At 70.6% G+C, this 20,772-nt stretch carries 20 protein-coding genes; 9 read left to right on the top strand and 11 right to left on the bottom strand.

The genetic code is table 11. The features are described from left to right. Positions 1–10: 10 nt before the first annotated feature. Positions 11–1,453, bottom strand: coding sequence for a family 2B encapsulin nanocompartment shell protein (locus ACQHII_RS03545; RefSeq protein WP_427917800.1), 1,443 nt, complete (start codon positions 1,451–1,453; stop codon positions 11–13). A 293-nt stretch (positions 1,454–1,746) separates the two neighbouring features. On the opposite strand from ACQHII_RS03545, the gene ACQHII_RS03540 reads away from it, so the two are divergent. After that, positions 1,747–2,541 (top strand): VOC family protein, encoded by a 795-nt coding sequence (locus ACQHII_RS03540; protein ID WP_427917799.1) that lies wholly within the window; start codon positions 1,747–1,749, stop codon positions 2,539–2,541. 16 nt (positions 2,542–2,557) lie between these two features. On the opposite strand, the gene ACQHII_RS03535 is transcribed toward ACQHII_RS03540, so the two are convergent. Beyond that, entirely contained in the window at positions 2,558–3,166 is a 609-nt protein-coding gene (locus ACQHII_RS03535) for a TetR/AcrR family transcriptional regulator (protein WP_427917798.1), read from the bottom strand. A 284-nt stretch (positions 3,167–3,450) separates the two neighbouring features. Between ACQHII_RS03535 and ACQHII_RS03530 the strand changes: the two genes are divergently transcribed. Beyond that, positions 3,451–4,152, top strand: coding sequence for a ribonuclease H family protein (locus tag ACQHII_RS03530; RefSeq protein ID WP_427917797.1), 702 nt, complete (start codon positions 3,451–3,453; stop codon positions 4,150–4,152). A gap of 155 nt (positions 4,153–4,307) precedes the next feature. Here the strand turns inward: ACQHII_RS03530 and ACQHII_RS03525 are convergent, their stop codons facing one another. After that, positions 4,308–4,673, bottom strand: coding sequence for a hypothetical protein (locus tag ACQHII_RS03525; protein WP_427917796.1), 366 nt, complete (start codon positions 4,671–4,673; stop codon positions 4,308–4,310). 162 nt (positions 4,674–4,835) lie between these two features. Between ACQHII_RS03525 and ACQHII_RS03520 the strand changes: the two genes are divergently transcribed. From ACQHII_RS03520 to ACQHII_RS03495, 6 genes are all read left to right on the top strand, one after another. Then, positions 4,836–5,186, top strand: a complete 351-nt coding sequence (locus ACQHII_RS03520) for a hypothetical protein (protein WP_427917795.1) — start codon at positions 4,836–4,838, stop codon at positions 5,184–5,186. After that, the gene (locus ACQHII_RS03515; protein ID WP_427917794.1) at positions 5,183–6,034 is read left to right on the top strand and encodes a hypothetical protein; all 852 of its coding nucleotides are present in this window, start codon (positions 5,183–5,185) and stop codon (positions 6,032–6,034) included. Before ACQHII_RS03520 ends, ACQHII_RS03515 begins: the two co-directional genes overlap by 4 nt. A gap of 106 nt (positions 6,035–6,140) precedes the next feature. Continuing rightward, positions 6,141–6,509: a roadblock/LC7 domain-containing protein gene (locus tag ACQHII_RS03510; protein WP_427917793.1), complete on the top strand. Its 369-nt coding sequence runs from the start codon at positions 6,141–6,143 to the stop codon at positions 6,507–6,509. Positions 6,510–6,640: 131 nt separating this feature from the next. Next, positions 6,641–7,852, top strand: coding sequence for an FAD-dependent monooxygenase (locus ACQHII_RS03505; RefSeq protein WP_427917792.1), 1,212 nt, complete (start codon positions 6,641–6,643; stop codon positions 7,850–7,852). Between the two features lie 116 nt (positions 7,853–7,968). Continuing rightward, entirely contained in the window at positions 7,969–9,459 is a 1,491-nt protein-coding gene (locus ACQHII_RS03500) for an MFS transporter (protein ID WP_427925219.1), read from the top strand. Beyond that, positions 9,456–10,046, top strand: coding sequence for a TetR family transcriptional regulator (locus ACQHII_RS03495; RefSeq protein ID WP_427917791.1), 591 nt, complete (start codon positions 9,456–9,458; stop codon positions 10,044–10,046). Before ACQHII_RS03500 ends, ACQHII_RS03495 begins: the two co-directional genes overlap by 4 nt. Here ACQHII_RS03495 and ACQHII_RS03490 read toward each other — a convergent pair. Further along, a complete protein-coding gene (locus ACQHII_RS03490; protein WP_427917790.1) occupies positions 10,043–10,966 on the bottom strand; it encodes a phytoene/squalene synthase family protein in 924 nt (307 codons plus the stop codon). The genes ACQHII_RS03495 and ACQHII_RS03490 overlap by 4 nt on opposite strands. A gap of 42 nt (positions 10,967–11,008) precedes the next feature. Next, positions 11,009–12,730, bottom strand: coding sequence for a cholesterol oxidase substrate-binding domain-containing protein (locus ACQHII_RS03485; protein ID WP_427917789.1), 1,722 nt, complete (start codon positions 12,728–12,730; stop codon positions 11,009–11,011). Positions 12,731–12,866: 136 nt separating this feature from the next. On the opposite strand from ACQHII_RS03485, the gene ACQHII_RS03480 reads away from it, so the two are divergent. Continuing rightward, complete coding sequence (locus tag ACQHII_RS03480) at positions 12,867–13,850, top strand: aldo/keto reductase (protein WP_427917788.1); 984 nt, start codon at positions 12,867–12,869, stop codon at positions 13,848–13,850. On the opposite strand, the gene ACQHII_RS03475 is transcribed toward ACQHII_RS03480, so the two are convergent. From ACQHII_RS03475 to ACQHII_RS03450, 6 genes are all read right to left on the bottom strand, one after another. Continuing rightward, entirely contained in the window at positions 13,808–14,476 is a 669-nt protein-coding gene (locus ACQHII_RS03475; protein ID WP_427925218.1) for a DUF2238 domain-containing protein, read from the bottom strand. The genes ACQHII_RS03480 and ACQHII_RS03475 overlap by 43 nt on opposite strands. 111 nt (positions 14,477–14,587) lie before the next feature. After that, positions 14,588–15,610 carry a hypothetical protein gene (locus ACQHII_RS03470; RefSeq protein ID WP_427925217.1) on the bottom strand — a complete coding sequence of 341 codons (1,023 nt, stop codon included), beginning with the start codon at positions 15,608–15,610 and terminating at the stop codon, positions 14,588–14,590. A 106-nt stretch (positions 15,611–15,716) separates the two neighbouring features. Next, entirely contained in the window at positions 15,717–17,369 is a 1,653-nt protein-coding gene (locus ACQHII_RS03465) for a serine/threonine-protein kinase (protein WP_427917787.1), read from the bottom strand. 287 nt (positions 17,370–17,656) lie between these two features. Further along, on the bottom strand, positions 17,657–17,899 hold the full coding sequence (locus ACQHII_RS03460) for a hypothetical protein (RefSeq protein ID WP_427925216.1): 243 nt from the start codon (positions 17,897–17,899) through the stop codon (positions 17,657–17,659). An 18-nt stretch (positions 17,900–17,917) separates the two neighbouring features. Further along, positions 17,918–19,615 carry an MFS transporter gene (locus ACQHII_RS03455; RefSeq protein ID WP_427917786.1) on the bottom strand — a complete coding sequence of 566 codons (1,698 nt, stop codon included), beginning with the start codon at positions 19,613–19,615 and terminating at the stop codon, positions 17,918–17,920. 181 nt (positions 19,616–19,796) lie between these two features. Next, positions 19,797–20,756, bottom strand: coding sequence for a threonine/serine dehydratase (locus tag ACQHII_RS03450; RefSeq protein ID WP_427917785.1), 960 nt, complete (start codon positions 20,754–20,756; stop codon positions 19,797–19,799). Between the last annotated feature and the right edge of the window lie 16 nt (positions 20,757–20,772).

Here is a 20,772-nt window from a genome sequence, read left to right as displayed (position 1 = left end):
CTCCAGGCCGTCACTCGGCGGTCCGGCCGATCTGTACGTTCTCCAGGATTCCCGCCGCGTCGGGGACCAGGATGGCCATCGAGTAGTACGCGGTGACGAGGTAGCGGATGATCGCGGCCGAGTCGATGCCCATGAAACGGACGTTCAGACCGGGCTGGTACTCCTCGGGGATACCGGTCTGGAACAGGCCGACGACACCCTGGTCGGCCTCACCGGTGCGCAGCGCGATGATGCTGCTGGTGTGCTGCGGGGAGACCGGGATCTTGCCGCACGGGAAGAACGGCACCCCGCGCCAGGCGGGGATCTCGTGCCCGTCGATGTTCGCGGTGCCCGGCACCAGACCGCGCCTGTTGCACTGCCGGAAGAAGGCCGCGATCGCCTTCGGATGGGCGAGGAAGAGCTTGGTCTTGCGTCGCATGGCGAGCAGTTCGTCGAGGTCGTCCGGGGTCGGCGGGCCGGTGAAGGTGCTGATGCGCTGGGTGTAGTCGACGCTGTGCAGCAGCCCGAAGTCCCGGTTGTTGACCAGCTCCCACTCCTGCCGCTCGCGGATCTCCTCGATGGTGAGCCGCAGTTGCTGCTCGGTCTGGTCCATCGGGTCGTTGTAGAGGTCGGCGACCCTGGTGTGCACCCGCAGCACGGTCTGGGTGAGGGACAACTCGTACTCGCGCGGCGCGAGTTCGTAGTCGACGTAGCCGCCGGGCAGTGTCGGCTCGCCCACATGGCCGGCCTGCACCGGCACCTCGGCCTCGCCCCTGCGGTTCATCGGCAGCCGCTGCCGTTCGGCGTAGGCCGCCAGATGGGAGGCCAACGACGGTACGCGGTCGATGAGTTCGGACACGACGTCCCAGGGCAGGACGAGCAGTACCCCCGCGGTCTCCGCGCGCACGGAACTCAGCCACAGCGGGTCGGACTGCCCGAGCGCCTCGTCGCCCATCTGGTCGCCGTCGGTGACGACTCCGAGGATCTCCTCCTCGTCGTACTGGCCGGAGGTGTAGCGGGTGAAGCGGCCGTGGGCGACCAGGTAGTTCTCGGTGACGGGCTGGCCGGCCTCGAACAGGACCTCACCCGCCCGTACTTCACGGACCCGGAACCGGCCGGCGATCTCCTTCAGGACCTCCGTGTCGGAGTACCCGCGCAGTACGGGCAGTTCGGTGAGCGTCTCGGGGATGACCTTGATGTCGTCGGCGCCGTTCTGCTCGAACCGCACCCGGCCGCGGCCGACGCTGAGCTGGAGCCGCCGGTTGACCCGGTAGGCACCGCCCTTCACGTCCACCCAGGGCAGCATCTTCAGCAGCCAGCGCGAGGTGATGGCCTGCATCTGCGGTTCGGACTTGGTGGTCGTGGCGAGCTGCCGGGCCGCGACCGTGCTGAGGCTGGTGAGCTGTCCGTTGCCGGGCGGCTCGGGGGCGGAGTCGTCGGTGGCCGGTCCGTTGACGCTTTCCGGAGTGGACACATTCCCTCCCGGGAGGTGAACAGGGGTGAGCGCGTCGTCGGTTTACAAGCCAAACAGTCCTGCCCAGCACCGGTAACCGCGCGAAAGGGGCGGCTTCACGTCCCGGACGTCGTAAACCCGCCGATCGGGTCGGGGACGCCAGGGGTTCGTGCCCGTACCCCGGCGTGCGGGGCGCGCGGGCGCGGTGCCGGGCGATTCCGGCGTTCGACGCGCGCCCCGCACGCCTGGTGACTAGCGTGAGAATTCGGACAACGAGATCCAGCCAACCCGACCTATCGGAGAGGGCCGCAGCCATGGCCGTACAACCTGAAGGAACCCCCTGTTGGGCCGACGCGATGTTCGGCGACGTCGAGGGAGCCAAGAGTTTCTATGGCGACGTCCTCGGCTGGACCTTCGGCGAGGCGTCGTCGGAGTACGGCAACTACACGCAGGCCTACGTCGACGGAAAGGCCGTGGCCGCCGTCGTACCGCCGATGCCCGGCCAGGAGGGGCAGTCGCAGTGGTGCCTCTACCTCGCCTCGCCGGACGCGGCGGCCACCGCGGCGAAGATCCGGGAGAACGGCGGCGAGGTGCTGATGGAGCCGATGCAGGTCGGCGAGTTCGGCACGATGTGCCTGGCCCGTGAGCCCAGCGGCGCCGTGTTCGGCGTCTGGCAGGGCGGCACCCACGAGGGCTTCGAGGCGTCGGGAGTGGCCGGCGCGTACGCCTGGGCAGAGGTCTTCACCCGTGAGCCCGCGAAGGCGGACGGATTCTTCCCGGCGGTCTTCCCGTACACGGCACAGCAGATGGACGACGACAACGTCGACTTCCGCGTCTACAACCTCGGAGGGAACCCGGTTCTGGGCCGGATGAAGATGGGCGACGAGTTCCCGCCGGAGATCCCGTCGTACGTCAACGTGTACTTCGGCGTGGACAACTGCGACGACGCCGTCGCCAAGGCCACCAAGCTCGGCGGCGTCCTCCGCTTCGGGCCCATGGACAGCCCCTTCGGACGGTTCGCGGCCCTCAGCGACCCGCAGGGCGCGTCGTTCTCGGTGATCGACATGACCACCACCCAGGGAGAGATGCCGCAGATGACGGACGTCTGACCGGGCGGACCGTCGGTCAGCCGGCGTCGGCCGTCCACCAGGCGGGGGCGCAGGCCACGGCCGTGTCGACAAGGTCGTCCTTGGTGACCGCCGGGTCCTCCAGCCATGTCCTGATGGCGCCCGCGAAGCCGTGGGCCAGGAACTGCGCGACGACCCGGCGATTGGCCTCGGGCAGCCCCGGGTGGTCGCCGTCGGCCATGAAGGACAGCGTGTAGTCGCCGGAGTGGCGCACGAGCGCGTCGTACACACCGCTGTCCGCCGGGTCCGCGAGAGCGTGCCGATAGACCGGCAGATACCGCTCGACGTGGTCGGCGACCTCGGCGGTGGTCGGCCGGAGCAGTTCGGCGGCCGAGTGCCCGCCCTGCGCGCGGGCCTCGGCCCCCCGGCGGTGGCCGCGGTCCAGATCGGCCTGGAGCACCTGGATGAGCAGGTCCAGCGGGGAGCTGTAGCGGTTGTAGAACGTGGCGCGGGTGCCGCCCGGGCGCTCGGCCAGTTCCGCGACGGAGATCCGGGAGACGGACCGCCGCGCGGCGAGTTCCACGACGGCCTCCTCGAAGGCCCGCGTCGTGCGGGTGACGCGTGGATCGATCCGCTCGTTCAGCGCTCCCGCCCTCCTCGGGTTCACGTTGTATCTGCCATGACGGGTGATTTTGTACACATGTCAAATAGTGCGGCGAAACCACGACGAGGTCGTAGAAGAGTTCGAGCGGGCCGACCACCCGCTCGCGCGGCTGTTCCCCGTGGGGGCGCGGTGGCAGCCGCAACAGGTGGCGCAGCCGGGCCCGCTGTTCGTGTCGCGACGTCTTGCGCGCAGCGTAGGGCCGGGTGGCCGGATCCTCGGACGGGGCACGCGGCCGGGGCGCGGGGCGGCCGACGGCACCGGCGCCGGGCGTGGGGTGCGGTCATGGCATGATCGGGCGCATGCGTGAACGTGTGGTGGCCGCGTGCGACGGGGCTTCGAAGGGAAATCCGGGACCCGCTGCCTGGGCGTGGGTCGTGTCGGACGACGAGCGGAGCCCGGCCCGCTGGGAGGCCGGACCGCTCGGCAGGGCCACCAACAACGTCGCCGAACTCACCGCGCTGGAGCGCCTGTTGACGGCGACCGCACCGGACGTACCGCTGGAGATCCGGATGGACTCGCAGTACGCCATGAAGGCGGTCACCACCTGGCTGCCCGGCTGGAAGCGCAACGGCTGGAAGACGTCCGGCGGCAAGCCGGTCGCCAACCAGGAACTGGTCGTCCGCATCGACGAACTGCTCGACGGCCGCTCGGTCGAGTTCCGCTACGTCCCCGCCCACCAGGTCGACGGCGACCCGCTGAACGACTTCGCCGACCGAGCCGCCAGCCAGGCCGCCGTCGTGCAGGAACCCGCGGGCAGTGACCTCGGCTCCCCGGAGCCGCCCCCCTCGCCCGACACCCCGAAGAAGTCCGCGCGGCCCGCTGGCGGTGCCAAGTCGCCCCGCAAGAGCGCGAGTTCGCCCTCCCGCACAATCAAGGCCAAGTTCCCCGGCCGCTGTCTGTGCGGGCGCGCCTATGCGGCCGGTGAGCCGATCAGCAAGAACGCCCAGGGCTGGGGCCATCCGGAGTGCCGTACCGAGAAAGTGGACTAGACAATTACGGTCCCTCCGCTTTAACGGCCGGGCGCCGCACGGGAATTCGTCCCCGCAAAGGTCGGACTTAATAGTCCGGCCGGTCTCGGCGGATATGGCCGCGCCGAGACCGGCCCGGGATCGCGACTACTCGATTGTCATATGCCGCGACGCCCTCATATCTCCAAACTCGCCTCAAGACGCTTCAGGTTGTGCCGCGCCAGCGCCAGATTGCTGCGCTCCCGGTCCAGTGCGAGATACAGGAAGAGCGAGCCGTGCACGCTCGCCAGCGGTCGGATCAGGTGATACTGGCTACCGAGGGTGATCAGGATGTCCTCGATCCGGTCATCCAGGTTGATGGACTTCAGCGTGCGCTGCTTCGCCCGCACGACCTCGGTGTTGCCCGCCCCCGCGACCTCCAGGTCCAGATGCGGACCGCCGCCCAACGCCCCCAGCGTCATGCCGCTTTCGTAGTCGACCAGGGACACCCCCAGGGCCCCGTCGATAGTCATCGCTTCCTTGAGTGTCGCCTCAATGTTCACGTGGTGCCTCGTTTCCTCACGAGCCGGCAAGACGGTGGGTCCTGCCATGAAAACGGTCTCAATGCGAACCGTGCGGGTAACAGACAACACCATCTTTGGTCGGTGTTGCGATAGTTGGCAAATAAAGTAGTCTGCTCGGCAGAGTGACTGAAGGGGGGGCCTTTGTCATCGCTCGACACCGCACTGGGCCGTGCTCTGACCGCGCCCGGTATCAGCGGAGCCATGCTGCTCGACGCCGTCACCGGCCTCTCCTATGCGGAGTCGGGTGATGTGAGCGGCAGTCAGGATTCCTGCGAAATAGCGGAGATCGCCCGCACCCGCCTCATCCGGGCCGGTGCGTCGGGGGAGTTGGAGAGTGTCGTCGTGACCACCTCCACCCGCCATCTCGTGACCCTCCAACTCGCACGGCGCGGCGACCCCTTGCTGCTGTGCGCGACGGTCGACCGCGAGCGCACCAACCTCACCTGGGCGCTGCGCGAACTGCACCGGCACGCCGACGAGTTGCTGGCATGACACAGCCCGGCACCGAGGAACCGCTCGTCGACTCCCGCAACGTTCCCGCCCTGTTGTCGGCCCTCCGGGACCGGGCCCGCTCCTGCACCGTGCTCGTCACCGGCACCCCGGGCGGCTCCATCCACGTCCGCGACGGGCTGGTGGTGGCCATGGAGACGCCCGGCGCACCAGGCATCGAGGGCCTGCTGCTCCGCTCGGGCCGGATCAGCGAGGAGGCGTGGGCAGAGGTCCGGGCCTCCGACACCACCCACGAACACCTCGCCGACGAACTCGTGGCGCGCGGGCTCGTCGGCGCCGGCGAACTCGAAGTCATCAGCCTGGGCGCCCTGTTCGACGCCGCCTTCGCGCTGTCCCTCGCCGTACCCGACACCTGGCAGGTGGCCGATCCCGTACCGACGCTCCACCGCAACCCCGGAATCACCCCCGAGCGACTCCTCGACGAGGTGTCCCGCCGGATCAACCTCCTTGCGGGGGAGCCCGGTTCGGTCGCCGCTCTCGCCCGCACCCGCGTCCGGCCGGCGGCCGCCGCGGGTCTCCCCGGGGCCGCCGCCAGGCTGCCCGCCCGGCACCAGGAGGTCCTGACCCACGCGAACGGCCGCGGCACGGCGAGGGACATCGCCTTCGCCCTCGGCCGAGGCCTCTTCGCCGTGATGATGGACCTCCGGCATCTGCTGGACCGCGGACTCGTCCAACCGCACTCGCCCTCGGCGGACGGCAGGCCCAGCACGGCGGCCCGCGGCGCGCACCCAGCGCCACTCGCCGGGCCGTCCACCGCACCCGACCCCGCACCGCTCCCGCGCCGCCGTCCGGGTCGGAACTCCGCACCCGAGCCCCGGCCCCACGACTGAACGACCCGCCCCGCTCCGCCCGTTCGCGCCGATACCGGCCGAAACCGCTACCGGGCCCCTCCCGCCTCGTTGTCCCACCGCCTGCACGCAACAGGAAGAAGACGCCATGAGCGACCCCGTGACCGACCTCCTCATCGCCCTGCGGGACAACGTAATGGGAGTCACCGAATCCACCCTGGCCACCAGTGACGGGCTAGTCGTGGCCAGTGACGCGAACAAGACGCACCCCGAGTCCATGGCCGCCCTCGCGGCGGCGGGCCTCGCGCTCGGCCACCGCCTCGCCGACCACGGCGGCGCGGGCCACCTCCGTGAGATCGCCGCGCGGGGCAGCACGGGCCACATCATCGTGACGGCCGTCGGAGACCGCGCGCTGCTCGCCGTGGTCGCGGACGACGGCCTCGACGAAGCGGCCTTCCGCCGCGAGATCCCGGCGCTCACGGCGGAACTCCGCCGTCACCTCGACAAGGACGTCTGATCGGCGAGGACGCCTGAGCCGTCCCGGTTCTCTCATCGGTCCTGTGCGGGGTGACGCGAATTCCGTGCCGCCCCATCCTGCTACTCTGCGGATCCACTTGACCACTTTGAGTAAAACCCAGGGGTGTGCGCGTGAAGGTCGCCTGTGTCGGAGGCGGGCCCGCCGGCCTGTATCTCTCGATCCTGCTGAAGCGGCAGGACCCGTCCCACGACATCACCGTCTACGAGCGCAACCCCGAGGGCTCGACCTACGGCTGGGGCGTCACGTACTGGCGCGGGCTGCTCGACCAACTCCGCGAGTACGACCCGGAGTCCGCGCAGGCCGTCGACGAACACTCGGTGCGCTGGAGCGACGGCGTCGCCCGCGTCCGGGATCTGACGACCACCCAGCCCGGCGACGAGGGCCACGGCATCGGCCGCCACCGCCTCCTCAAGATCCTCGCCGAACGGGCCAGATCCCTGGGCGTACGGCTGGAGTTCGACCGCGAGGTCACCGCCGAGGACCTCCCCGACGCGGATCTGATCGTGGCCGCCGACGGCGTCAACAGCGCGCTGCGCAGCCGCCACGCCGACCACTTCGGAGCCGAACTCAAGCCCGGCCGCAACCAGTACATCTGGCTCGGCACCAGCAAGGTCTTCGGCTCCTTCACCTTCGCCTTCGTGGAGACCGACCACGGCTGGATCTGGTGCTACGGCTACGCGTTCGGCCCCGAGGGCAGCACCTGCGTCATCGAGTGCGCCCCCGAGACCTGGACCGGCCTCGGCCTCGACACCGCCGCCGAGGCCGACGGACTCGCCCTCCTGGAGAAGCTCTTCGCCGACCTCCTCGACGGCCACTCCCTGATCGGCCGCGCCTCCTCGGACGGCAGCGCCCAGTGGCTCAACTTCCGCACCCTCACCAACCGCACCTGGCACCGCGACAACCTCGTCCTGCTCGGCGACGCCGCCCACACCACCCACTACTCCATCGGCGCCGGCACCACCCTCGCCCTGGAGGACGCCATCGCGCTCGCCGACGCCCTGCGCGACCACACCGAACTGCCGCAGGCCCTCGCCGCCTACGAACAGCGCCGTAAATCCGCCCTGTTGTCGATCCAGAGCGCGGCCCGCTACAGCGCCCAGTGGTACGAGAACCTCCAGCGGTACATCCACCTGCCCCCGCACCGCATGTTCGCCCTGCTCGGCCAGCGCCACTCGCCGCTGCTGCCGTACGTCCCGCCACAGGTCTACTACGGCCTCGACAAGGCGGCCGGACGGCTGGAGGCGCTGCGCCGGTTCAAGCGCTGGCTCGGCCCGAGGCTGGCGCGCACCGTCCACGCCAGGGCGCTCGCCTCCCGCAGGTAGGGCGCTCGCCTCCCGCAAGCAGGGACGCCCGGCCTCCCGAGCGCATTGGGTGAATGGCTATTCACCGGATAGGGTGAATAGCCATTCACCTTTTTTACGTGTCCGCTGGAGTGCCCATGGGCCAGCCCGTACCGATACCCGACCCGTCCGGCACCACCGGGCAGACCCCCTTGCGGGACCGGCTCACCGTCCCGGTGCTGGCCTTCGGCGGGATCCTGATGGCGGTCATGCAGACCGTTGTCGTCCCCCTGCTGCCGTCCCTGCCCAGGCTGACCCACTCCTCCGCGGGCGCCGTCTCCTGGATGGTCACCGCGACCCTGCTCTCCGGCGCCGTCCTCACCCCCGTACTCGGCCGGGCCGGCGACATGTACGGCAAGCGGCGGGTCCTGACGGGCGCCCTGAGCCTGATGACCGTCGGCTCCGTCATGTGCGCCCTGTCCTCCGACATCCGCGTGCTCATCACGGCCCGCGCTCTCCAGGGCGCCGCCTCCGCCGTCGTACCCCTGTCGATCAGCATCCTGCGGGACGAACTGCCCCCGGAACGCAGGGGCAGCGCGGTGGCGTTGATGAGTTCCACGGTCGGCATCGGCGCCGCGCTCGGACTGCCCCTCGCCGCGCTGATCGTCCAGTACTCCAACTGGCACGTCATGTTCTGGGCGACCGCCACCCTCGGCGCGATCGGCGTCTCGGCGGTCTGGTGGGCGGTGCGCGAGTCGCCCGTCCGGGAGCCCGGCCGCTTCGACGTGCTCGGCGCGCTCGGACTCGCCACCGGCCTGGTGTGCCTGCTCCTCGGCGTGTCCCAGGGCGGCCAGTGGGGCTGGGGCAGCCCGCGGATCCTGGCGCTGTTCCTCGGCGCGGTCGTCGTACTCGCCCTGTGGTGGTGGCAGCAGCTGCGCACCGAACTCCCGCTGGTGGACCTGCGGTTGGTGTCGCGTCCCCGGGTGGGCCTGTCTCATGTGGCGGCCCTGCTGACCGGCTTCGCGTTCTACGCCAACTCCCTGGTCACCGCGCAGCTGGTGCAGGCGCCCAGGGCCACCGGGTACGGGCTCGGACTGTCGATCGTCGAGACCGGCGTGTGCCTGCTGCCCGGTGGCGTGATCATGCTGCTGCTCTCACCCGTCTCGGCCCGGATCTCGGCGGCCCGCGGACCGCGGATCACGCTCGCCATCGGGGCCGCGATCATCGCGCTCGGCTATGTGGTGCGCATCGCCGACAGCCGCGACCTGTGGACGATCATCCTCGGGGCGACCGTCGTGGCCACCGGCACCACCTTCGCCTACTCGGCACTGCCCACGCTCATCCTGCGCGCCGTCCCGGCCGGCCAGACCGCGTCCGCCAACGGCGTCAACGTCCTGATGCGCACCATCGGCCAGGCCGTCTCCAGCGCGGTGGTGGCCGCCGTACTGGTGCACCACACCAGCCTCATCGGCGGACGCCCGCTGCCCACGCTGCACGGGTACCTGATGGCGTTCGGCATCGCCGCCGTTGTCGCCCTGATCGCCTGCGCGACGGCGCTCACCATCCCCGGCGACGCCACGCCCGACAAGGCGCGGGGCACGGACGGCCGTACCCGGGGCGCGCGGGACGAGGCGCTGGAGGGAGCATGAGGGCCGTGAGCACCCCACCCGCCGCGTCCCCGTCCCCGCCCGCCCGCCGGGACGCCGAGGCGACCAGGGCGGCCATCCTCCGGGCGGCCCGCTACCTCCTCGCCCGCAACGCGCACGCCGACATCACCCTCAAGGCCGTGGCCGAACGCGCCGGTGTCAGCGCCCCGTTGATCCTCAAGTACTTCGGCAACAAGGACGCCCTCTTCGCCCGCGTGATGTCCTTCGAGACGGACGCGGAGGCCCTGCTGGACGCCCCGCTCGACGAACTCGGCCGCCACATGGTCCGGCATGTCCTGGTCAGCCAGCGCGAGCGGGGCGCCGACCCGCTGCTGCGCATCGCGTTCGCACCCCTCCAGGGCGACCACGGCGACATCCTGCGCGTCAACTTCCGCGCCCAGGTGGTCGACCGCCTCGCCGGGCGACTCTCCGGCCCCGACGCCGCCCTCCGCGCCGAACTGGCCGTCTCCACCCTCCTCGGCCTCGGCGTGATGTACGGCATCGCACGCGGCACCCGGCTGCGCGAGACCGCGACGGACGTCATCGTGGACCGCTACGGGCCCACAGTGCAGGCCCACTTGGAGCCCTAGGCGTACCGGCGGGCCCTGCGGTACTGCCGGGCCAGAACCCGCAACGTGGCGAACACCGACGGCCCCGTGTCGCGCAGCAGGACCCTGCCCCCTGCGCGTCGCACCGCGCCGAGCCGCAGTTCCTGGACGGCGAGCAGGGCGTCGAGGAACGGCCGGTGTTCCGGCGCGACGAGCGCGGGCAGCGCACGGCAGCCCGCGAGCGTGGTCCCGGCCAGGCCGGCCTGCGCCCGGACCACCTGGTCCAGCGCGGGCACGCACGCTTCCGACCCGCTCCGCAGATCCTCGAACTTCAGCCCGTGCAGGGCGAGTTCGTCCCGTGGAATGCCGATGCGGTCGTTCTCGGCGTCCTCGCGGAGGTCGGCGAGGAAGTCACTGCGCTGCCAGCCCTCGATCAGATCCCGACATCCCTGGACGTACGACTCGTACGTCTCGGGGTCGGCCGGTGCGAGCAGGGACGCGGTCAGCATCAGGGCGGGCAGCGAGTAACTGTCCACGTACGTCTGGAAGTCGGCCTCCGTCTCGAAGCCGGTCCAACTCGTTTCGACGGGAGCGCCGTCGAGGAAGGCGCGTACCCGGGTCGCCATGTCCGGGTGACGGCGAACGGTGTCCCAGAGCGCCAACAGGCCGTCCTGTGCAGGCGGTTCACCGCTCTCCAAGGCCGCCGTGGTCTCGGCGTCCCAGGCGGCGAGAGCCGCCGCACGCGCGTCCACGTCACCCGTGTCGATCAGTTCGTCGGTCGTGTGCATGTAGGCCACCGCGGCGATCACCGCCGGATGCAGCTCCGCCGGCAGCAACAGCCGTACCGCCACGTACTCGTGCAGCGCGTACCTGCGGACGATCCCGCGCTGGGCGTCGTAGGCGCGCCGCAGTCGCGGGTCGGTGATGCCCGCCTTCGTCAGCGCGGCCGGCCAGCCGGTCACAGCTCTCCCTGTGTCAAGATCACGGACACAGCCTACTGAGTGCTAGCCGAACAGCCGGTCCAGGAAGGCGTTCCCGAACACCCCGTGCGGGTCGAGGCGGTCGAAGGTCCCGGCGGCCTGCCCCCACACCGACTCCCCGAACGAACCCGGGACCGCCGTCCCCAGCACCTCCTCGTCACTCCACGCGGCCTGCTCGGTGTACGCCCAGCCCTTGGACCACTCGACCCGGGTGCCGTCGAACGAGCTGAACAGGAACTGCTCCAACTCCCGCAGGAACTCCTCCGCGTACGGCGTGCCGGGCAGCGTCAGGACGTCCAGCCAGACGGCGGTGTCCCACTCGGGATGCTCGGTGCTCGGCCGCAGCGCGGACAGCAACGGGGCGCGGGCGCCGGTGAGTTCGGCATCGGCGGGGTGGTCGAGGCCGGTCACCCGGATCTCCACGGTGCCGTTGACCGGGAACCGGCCGAGCGCGGCGTACGCCGCTAGCCGCTCCCGGTAGAACTCGGTGAACTCGTGCACCACACGCTGCACTTGGGCGCGCGCGGTGAGCACCGCGTACCCGTTGGCGGTCTCCCGCAGTGTCGTCGGCTTGACGTAGAGCAGCGTGTTCTTCGACGGCCCCCAGATGTCGGCCGACAGCGTCGCCGTCAACCCCACTGCGGCCACATCGAGTTGGGCGTTGCCGAGCACCGGCGCCAGATACCACGCGCCGTCGGACAGGATCCGCCCGACGAGATCCGCGACCAGCGTCGGCACGTTGTCGGAGAACGGATAGTTGTACGGCGACGAGACGCGCCGCGAGGTCAACGGCCTGGTCGGCGCGACGCTCCACACCTTCAGCCAGGGGAACTCGGTGAACGCGAACCAGATCGCCTCGGCCCGCCCGGCCTCGTCCAGGAAGCTCGCGAAGGTCCGCCCGTCGGACCCGGGCGCCGCGAACAGTTCGGTGGCCGGGATGTCCGTACGGCTCAGGCACCGCAGATTGGCGTTCGCCCCCACCCGCAGCACGACCTCGGTGACCAGTGAACGCCCCAGATGCGTGAGCAGCGCCGCGCAGTCCGCCTCGTCGCGGGTGTAGGTCCGCAGGACGTACGCGCCGGTCTCCGAGTCCCACACCACCGCCGTCAGCGACAGCACCAGATTGCTGAGCGACCCGAACGTGTGCCCGGCCGTCCGCTCCTCGCCGTCGGCCGGTACGGCCGTGCCGTGCGCGTCGATGGCCAGGGCGCCGCCGAGCGTCAGATCGCCGGGCGCGGGCGCTGCGGTGAGACCGAGGCCGTGCCCCTCCAGGTAGGTGAGCAGCGCCTCCAGGGTGACGCCGGTGCCGGCCCGGACGGCCGAGGCGGAGTCCAGGGTCAGGCCGGTCAGGTGCGGCGCGGTGTCGACCAGCAGCACCGGCGCGTCGGACGCCGTACCGGACTCGATCGTCAGCGGTGACCAGCCGTGCGAGGAGCCGCGGGCGCGGACCCTCCATCCGTGCTGCCAGGCCCAGTTGACGACCGACAGCACCTGGTCGGCGCCGGTCGGCGCGCAGGCCCACAGCCCGTCGGCGGTGATCTCGCCGACCCAGTTGCGGTACGCCGAGCGGTAGAGGTCGACCTCGGCCGGGAAGTCGGGCAGCTCGGCCGCGGCGATTGCCGGATCGGCCGTCAGGAGGACGGGCACGGTGGCCAGGGCCGCCGCCGAGAGAAGGAAGCCACGACGGGTCCAGGGAGCGGAACTGCCGTTCCCTGGCTGGAGGTTGTTCGCCGCATGATCGGTCACGCGCACACGCTAGGCGGGAGTTGACACGAGTAGGCAGCCTGTCGAGTCGGTTCACTCGTGTGAGTGAAGGATTCACAGGCCGCGGCCCGGAGGAGCCCGTTCCGCGGATGTCGGTCCCGGATGACAGACTGATGACATGGACGAACGTGTAATCGGCAGGTCGCGGCAGCAGGCATCCGTCGTCGGGCTCGGCACCTGGCAGCTGGGCGCCGACTGGGGAGACGTCGACGACAAGGAGGCCCTCGCCGTGCTGGAGGCGGCGGCGGAGTCGGGGGTGACCTTCTTCGACACGGCCGACGTGTACGGCGACGGACGCAGCGAGCAGACCATCGCCACCTTCCTCGCCGGCCGGCCCGATCTGCACGTGCTGGTCGCGACGAAGATGGGCCGCCGCGTCGACCAGATCCCCGAGAACTACGTCCTCGACAACTTCCGCGCGTGGAACGACCGTTCGCGCCGCAACCTCGGTGTCGACCGCATCGACCTCGTGCAGCTGCACTGCCCGCCCACGCCCGTCTACTCCTCGGACGAGGTGTTCGACGCCCTCGACACACTGGTCGCGGAGGAGCGCATCGCGCGGTACGGCGTCAGCGTCGAGACCTGCGCGGAGGCCCTCACCGCGATCGCCCGGCCGAACGTGACGAGCGTGCAGATCATCCTCAACGCGTTCCGCATGAAGCCCCTGCTCCAGGTGCTCCCGGCAGCGCAGGAGGCGGGCGTCGGCATCATCGCGCGCGTGCCCCTCGCCTCCGGCCTGCTGTCCGGCAAGTACACCAAGGACACGGTCTTCCCGGAGAACGACCACCGCACCTACAACCGCCACGGCGAGGCCTTCGACCAGGGCGAGACCTTCTCCGGCGTCGACTACACGACGGGCGTCGAGGCCGCCGCCGAGTTCTCCGCGCTGGCCCCCGAGGGCTACACCCCTGCCCAGCTCGCCCTGCGCTGGATCATCGACCAGCCCGGTGTCACCACGGTCATCCCCGGCGCCCGCTCACCCGAACAGGCCCGCGCCAACGCGACGGCGGCCGGACTGCCCGTCCTCTCCGAGGCCACGCTCACCGCGATCCGGGACCTTTACGACGGCCGGATCAAGGACCAGGTGGAGGGCCGCTGGTAGGCCAGGGTCCCGTTCGAAGGGCCCTCTTCAAAGGGGGCCCGCGCCTGTTCGAGCCGCGCCAGCTGACGGTCGTGGATCCGGCTGAGCAGCAGTACCGAGAGCGTGGCGCCGATCAGCGCGCAGAACATGTCCCACTGCGTGTCCCACACGTCCCCCTGGGTCGCCAGGAAGGCGTCCGCGCTGTGGCCGCCGATCACGGCCGCCGCCCACTCGAACAGCTCGAAGAGCGCGCTGAAGGCGAGGCACGCGCACACGGTGAGCGGCGCCAGCCAGCGGCTGCCGCGCAGGGGTGAGGTGCGGGTGAGCAACTCCCGTACCAGGACCGCCGGTACGAAGCCCTGCATGAGGTGGCCGAAACGGTCGTAGGGATTGCGGCTGAGTCCGAACGTGTCACGGACCCAGTCGCCGACCGGCACCTGCGCGTAGGTGTAGTGGCCGCCCACGGCGAGGACCAGCGCGTGCGCGGCGAGCAGACAGCAGAGCAGGCCCGTCAGAGGGAAGCGGCGCCGGGTCAGGACGATCACCGGGAGTCCGACGAGGACCCAGACGGTTTCCAGGAACCAGGTCGTGCGGTCGTGCGGATGCCAGGCGGAGAGGGCCATGCCGACGATCACCAGCGCGACCATGGCGGCGGGCAGCCGGCGCCGCGGTACGGAAGCGAGAACGGACACGATGGGGCTCCCTTGTTGTGGGGAGCCCCATCGTGTCCGAAGGGCGAAGCCGCTACATGAGTACGGCTACTCAGCCGGAGTGGTGCTCTTGCGCAGCGCGGTGAGGCAGCTGTCGATGGCCTGCTGGAGCTCCTCCAGACGCTTGACCATGTCGTCCTCGTAGAAGTCCTGGGCGTCGTCGAAGGTCAGCTCCTCGAACACCTTCGTGGCCTTCTGGAGGCTGCTGTAGAACTTCGTCCGCCGCTCCTGGACGCGGAGTTCGGGGTCGGCCTCCACCGTCTCGACGACCAGGTTCTTCATGGTGTCGTAGGCCTCGGTGGCCCACTCGCCGGTGTCCTCGCCCTCCTCCAGCTCGTCGAGCAGCGACAGGTGGCGCTCGGCCTCCTGGCGTACGTCGAGGGGCGCGTCGACGGTCTGTCCGGCGGGGGTCTTGATCTGGCCCGACTCGGCGATCTGGCGGACGTAGCCGATCCGGTCCGCCGAGCGGCTCTCCGTCGCGACGGCCTTCTTCAGGTCGTCGGTGCGGACCACGTCGCGGGCCAGCTCGGCCTGGAGCTCGGGGTCTTCGCGCACCCGGTCGAGCAGCGCCTGGCGGGCCGCCCGCGCGGTGGACGGGTCGGCGAGGATCGCGGCCCGCAGCGCGGTGGGGTTCTCCGCGACCTCCAGGGCCTTGGTGGGGCGGATGCCCTCCGCCTCGGCGGCCTCGGAGATGGCGGTGCCGCGCTCGGAGCCGGCGGAGGAACGGGAGACGTAGTAGTTCAACCACACGTCGGCGTCCGGGAGTTCGACCTCCTGGCCGGGGGCAAGCTCCTCGAACTGCGGGACGAGACCGTCGTCCGCGGCCCGGTCCCAGGCCTTGTAGTAGCGCATGACGCGCTCGGGGGAGCAGTCGGCGAGTTCGGCGAACTCCTTCGCGGACACCTTCGGCGTCTCGTCCGCGCTCTGCCCGCCGGGCCGTACGCTGCGCGCCACCTTCAGGCCGAAGGCCCAGCCGCCGGTGCGGGCGTAGGCTCCGAACTCCTGGGCGTCCCGGGCGACGAGGCCGGCGTCGTCGAGGGCGGTGAAGGACGTCTCGGCCTGGTCGATCACTACGGTCAAGGCGGACTCTCCTGGGCTTGAGATGAGGCATGGTGCGAACAGGCAGCCTATATCCACCCATTGCCACTGGTTTGAGTGCCCGGCCCTCGCGTCGCCGTCAGTTCGCCGACCGCTTGAAGGTCTTGAAGAAGGTCTGGAGTGCCTGACGGTTGGCCGCGTCGTTCCACTCGTCGGCGGGCGTCGTCCACCGTAGCGAGAAACTGCGCCCGCCGCCGATCAGGAAACCGCGCCCGAGCGTGCGCACCCTGTCGTCGCCGGTGCCGGAGAACCACTCCAGGTCGGCCGCCTTGTCGCCCTGGTACGTCGTGGCCTGGATGTCGCCGATCTGTTGGAAGCCCTCGGTCTGCTTCAGCCCCGGCAGCACGTCGTCGCGCCAGATGGCGACCGGGTCTGGGCCCGCCTGCGTGCTGTAGGTCACGGCCAGCGTGCGCGGGTCGCCCGAGGCGCCGAAGGTGACGCGATAGGCGACGTCGCCCTCGGTCTGGGTGTCCACCACCTTCCAGCCCTTGGGGAGCGCGACGGAGAAGCCCTCCGGCGCCTTGAACACCCGGAAACCGGCGGGCAGTGCGGAGGCGGTGGAGGAGGGGGACGGGGACGCGCTGGCCGAGGGCGAGGCGGAGGCGGCGGGGGAGACGGGAGAAGTCGGTGAAGGTGAGGCGGAGGGGCTGTAGTTGTGTCCGTCGACGTTCTCGCCGGGGGTGGTGGCCGCGGCGGAAGCGGACGGGAGGGGTGAGGAGGGCGAGGTGGCCGAAGAGGTCTCGGTGCCCGGGAGTTGGTGGGTCGCGGCGAGGACGGCGACCGTGACGGTGCCGACGGCCAGGGCGGTCCCGACGGCCATGCCGCGCCCGCTCCAGGTGGTGCCCGCGCCGCGGAACGTGTCGTAGGCCCGCCTCAGCCGGGGCAGCGGGACGGGCTCGCGGTCCGCGTCCGGGTCGTCGTGCAGGATGCGGGTCAGGGCCTCGCGGACCACCGGGCGGGTCATCCGCTCGCGGGAGTTCTTGCGCAGCAGCCCCTGGATGACCTGCGCCAGCGGTCCGGCGCGCGACGGGCCGCGCATCGGGAGCCGGTCCACGCCCTTGAGGGTCGCCTCGGGTCGGCCCCGGTCGCGGAACGGCGGGTGTCCCTCGACCAGCGTGTAGAGGATCGCGCCCAGCGCCCACAGGTCGGCGGCCGGTCCGATGCGCTCGTCGCGGGCCTGTTCGGGGGAGGCGTACGAGGGTGCGGTGAGCCGGGGGACGAGGGTGGCGCCGGCGAGTCCGAAGCCGGTGAGGACGACGGTGCCCCGGTCCCGCACGAAGACCTGACCCGGGCTGAGTTCGCCGTGGGTGATGCCCTCGTTGTGCGCGGCCTCCAGGATGTCGAGCAGTTCGAGGCCGATGCGGGCCGCCCGTACATAGTGGAACGTGCCCTGCTGGGCGAGGAGTTGGCCGAGCGGTGTGCCGTCGATCCAGTCGGTGACGGTCCACAGGGTGCCGGCGTCCTCGACGGCGTCCATGACCTGCGCGACCCGGGTGGGGGCGAGCAGCACCATGATCTCGGAGGTGCGCATGATGGCGGCGGTGGTCCGGCGCGCGCTCTCCTCGTCCAGTGCGGCGGGCAGTGTCACCTGGGTGAGGAGGCAGGGGCGTTCGGCGGCCATGTCCTCGCCGTACCAGGTGAGCCGGTTCGTCTCCCGATGCGCGACCTCCATGGGTCGGTATCTGCCGGCGACTGACTCGTGTACGGAGACGTGCGTCTCGACCATGGCCATCCCTCGCTGAACCCCTGGGTCTCACCTTTCACAGAAGTACGGCGGTTGTGATGGCCTGGTTCAAAGGAAACCCAATTCCCCGGTGGTTCTTGCCTTTTATTCAATCGCGGCGGCGGGCGGGCGCCGAAATGCCGATGGGAATACGCCTGCCCCGACCTGGTGGTAACCACCGGTAACGAGTGATTTTCCCGCCGTTGGCGCCCTGACCAGGACCTCTTGCCTCGCCGGGGAAGAGTCATGTGCCGGGGGACTTCCCGCGGCTACCTCGCTGTTCCCGGAAGTTCAGATCAGCGGTCGGAAGCGGTCAGCAGGCCGATCAGGTAGACCGTGACGGCATGCTCAAGGGTCGCGGCGAACGGCGTGCGGAGGAATACGAGACCCGGGTCGTTGGCGTAGGCGTCGCGCACGGCCGTCGCCGGATGGCCGTGCGTCCACAGTGCTCCGACGAGGACGATCGTCATGCCGGCCGCCTCGGCCGCCTCCCGGTCGCCGAGCTCCGCTGCGGCGGAGCCGTCACGCTCGCGCCGCAGCGACGGTCGGTGTTCCGGTCAGGCTTCGAGCGCCGCCAGTTCGCGGTCGACGGCGTCCTGGTGGGCCTGCGCATCCTCGCGGGCCTTCTTCGGGCTCCAGCGGCCGGCCATCACGAACACGAAGGGCAGGAAGAGGAGTTGGCCGCCCACGCAGATCCACCACCAGGTGCGCCACTCGCCGGGACCGTCCTTCGCGGCCTTCTGCACCTTCGGGCCGTACTCCTTGAGCACCTTGAGCTGCGGCTGGGCCTTCTGAACGACGGCCAGGTCGGCGGGGCCGACCTCCTTGACCGCCTGGGCGGCCAGGGCGGGGGGTGTGGTGGTCGGCGTGTACTTGCCCAGTTCGGCGAAGAGTTGGGGGTGCGCGTCGATGACGGCCAGCGCCGGGGCGGCCTGCTGCTGTGCCGCCGCGACCTGGGCGCCGTGTTCGACGAGCGGGGTGACCGAGGTGACGAGCACCGGGATGAACGCCGCCGACACGGCGACCACGATCCGTACCGTCCAGCCCCAGACCGCGAGACCCGCGGCGGTCGCGGCCGGATTGCGCTTCTCCACGGTCTCGGTGAAGCTCGCCATCCAGGGGGCGTAGGCGATTCCGCTGAACACGCCGATCGCGACGAACAGCCAGGCGAAGGTGTAGTAGTCGGTTGTCGCGTGGGTGGCCAGGGAGGCGAAGAACGCGGTCGCCACGACGGCACCGATCCCGCCGACGATCATGAAGGGCTTGCGCACCAGCAGCCGGTCCGAGAGCAGGCCCGCCACGATCAGCGCGAGGGCGTTCGCGGCCCAGTACCAGTTGGCCAGGCCGTTGGTGCGCTGCTCGCTGTAGCCGAAGGTGGTGGAGAAGTAGACGACGAAGTTGCCGACGGCGGCGTAGTAGAGGAGCAGGAAGACGGCGATCGCGAAGGCGGAGCCGAGGATGTCCAGGCGCAGCATCTGCCGCCACTCGCCGCGCCGTACCGCCTCGGTGTCCAGTCCCTTGGCGCGGGCCTCGACCAGGGCCCGGTCCCGCAGGCTCACCATGATCTGGTCGCGCAGCCCGGGCGACAGCTCGCGCAGGGCGAACAGGGCGACGACGAACACGATCAGCCCGGCCGCCCCGGAGTAGCGCAGCTCGTCCTGCCAGGAGGCGGAGTCGAGGGTGCTGCTGGTCACCGAGGTGACGACCAGGCTGCCGATGACCGGGCCCATCGTCCAGTAGCCCATCGCGGTGGCGCGGCCGAGCTGCGGTGAGAAGTCCCGTATCAGCGCCGGGGTCGCGACCAGCACGATGCCCTCGATGACGCTGACGACGGCGAACAGCACCAGGTACGCCGTCTTGTCGGCCGCGTTGGGCAGTCCGAAGAAGACCAGGAGCGCGGCGATCAGCAGTCCGTAGACCACGAGGTTCGCCCGTCCCCAGCGGTCCGCGAGGCCGGCCACGAGGGAGGCGAAGGCCCCGAAGGCATTGCCGATGACCGAGACCCACACGAAGTAGCGGTAGGTCATGTCGAAGTGCGTGATGATCGACGTCGCCACCGCGTACTGGATGTAGAGCATGTAGTAGAGCACGACGGTCGTGACCACCACGATCGCCAGATACGACATGCGTCGCCCGGTGGCCGGATACGCCGGCAGATCGCGGCGGTACAGCCGGGCGAGCGCGCCACGAGTGCCGACGCCGGGTGCGTCGGTACCTGGGTTACTCGTGTCAAAGGGTGCGGAAGCGGAAGACATACGACTCCCTTTGGAGCTGCTGGGGACGGAGTGAGCGGCGGGAGGCTGGGGGCCCTTCCGTTCGGCGGAGCGTAGTACCGACTAGTCGGTATGACTAGATGTGCGACAAGCCTTCCCACGCGGGGTCGGGAACGGGATCCCCGTGCGGGAAGGCGGTGTCACCTGTGCCGTCAGCGGCAGGTCAGCGCAGTCCGAAGCGCTCCGACCAGTCCGCGATCTCCCCGGCCGTCGCGTTGCCCCCGCACACCACGAGGCCCAGCCGCGCGCCGTCGCCGACCCGCTCCAGGACCTGCCGGGCAGCGGGCAGCAGACAGCCCGCGGCCGGCTCGGTCCACACCTTGCCGTGCTCGGCGAGGTCGAGACAGCCCCGTACGGCGTCCTGGTCGGAGACGGTCAGCACCTCGGTGACCAGGGCGGACACATGGTCGTACGTCAGCTGCGACACGGTCGGCGCGCTGAGCGTGGTCACGATCGAGGACGGCGCGACCGGCACCGGGCCGCCGGCCGCGAGCGCCGCGGACATCGCCTCGGCACCCTCGGTCTCCACACCCCAGACCCGGATCCCGGGCCGCCGGGCGTGCAGGGCGGCGGCGACCCCGGCGATCAGTCCACCACCGCCGATGCTGACCAGGACGTCGGTGAGCTCACCGGCGTCGTCCGCGAACTCCAGTCCCACTGTGCCCTGTCCGGCGATCACCACCGGGTCGTCGAACGGATGGACCAGGGTCAGCCCCTCGTCCCGCAACCGGCTCACCAGCGCGAACGCGCTCGGCATGTCCTCGGTCAGCCGCAGCGAAGCGCCCGCCGCCTCCACCAGCGCCACGGACCGCGCCGGCGCCGTACGCGGCATCACCACCGTGGCCTTCACGTCCAGCGCAGCCGCCATGACCGCGAGCGCGATGCCGTGGTTGCCGCCGCTGACCGCCACCACCCCGGCCGCCAACTCGGCCTCGCTCAGCGACAACAGCTTCGCCGTGGCACCGCGCGCCTTGAAGGAACCCGTGCGCTGCAACAGCTCCAGCTTCGTCGTGACCGGGACACCGAGCAGCTCCGAGAGCCCGGGACTCTCCACGGTCGGGGTGCGTACGACGTGTCCGGCGATCCGCTCGGCGGCGGCTTCGATGTCCGAGATGCCGATCAAGGCAGTCATCCTCCCG

Source organism: Streptomyces sp. cg40 (assembly GCF_050320165.1).
In the GTDB taxonomy this organism is placed as follows: Bacteria; Actinomycetota; Actinomycetes; order Streptomycetales; family Streptomycetaceae; genus Streptomyces; species Streptomyces hokutonensis.
This window is presented reverse-complemented; position numbering and strand designations above follow the sequence as displayed.

Coding starts and splice junctions, on each gene's coding strand:
- ACQHII_RS03540 (WP_427917799.1), top strand. CDS start 1,747: ATGGCCGTACAACCTGAAGGAACCCCCTGTTGGGCCGACGCGATGTTC.
- ACQHII_RS03530 (WP_427917797.1), top strand. CDS start 3,451: ATGATCGGGCGCATGCGTGAACGTGTGGTGGCCGCGTGCGACGGGGCT.
- ACQHII_RS03515 (WP_427917794.1), top strand. CDS start 5,183: ATGACACAGCCCGGCACCGAGGAACCGCTCGTCGACTCCCGCAACGTT.
- ACQHII_RS03510 (WP_427917793.1), top strand. CDS start 6,141: ATGAGCGACCCCGTGACCGACCTCCTCATCGCCCTGCGGGACAACGTA.
- ACQHII_RS03500 (WP_427925219.1), top strand. CDS start 7,969: ATGGGCCAGCCCGTACCGATACCCGACCCGTCCGGCACCACCGGGCAG.
- ACQHII_RS03495 (WP_427917791.1), top strand. CDS start 9,456: ATGAGGGCCGTGAGCACCCCACCCGCCGCGTCCCCGTCCCCGCCCGCC.
- ACQHII_RS03480 (WP_427917788.1), top strand. CDS start 12,867: ATGGACGAACGTGTAATCGGCAGGTCGCGGCAGCAGGCATCCGTCGTC.
- ACQHII_RS03475 (WP_427925218.1), bottom strand. CDS start 14,476: ATGGTCGCGCTGGTGATCGTCGGCATGGCCCTCTCCGCCTGGCATCCG.
- ACQHII_RS03465 (WP_427917787.1), bottom strand. CDS start 17,369: ATGGCCATGGTCGAGACGCACGTCTCCGTACACGAGTCAGTCGCCGGC.
- ACQHII_RS03455 (WP_427917786.1), bottom strand. CDS start 19,615: ATGTCTTCCGCTTCCGCACCCTTTGACACGAGTAACCCAGGTACCGAC.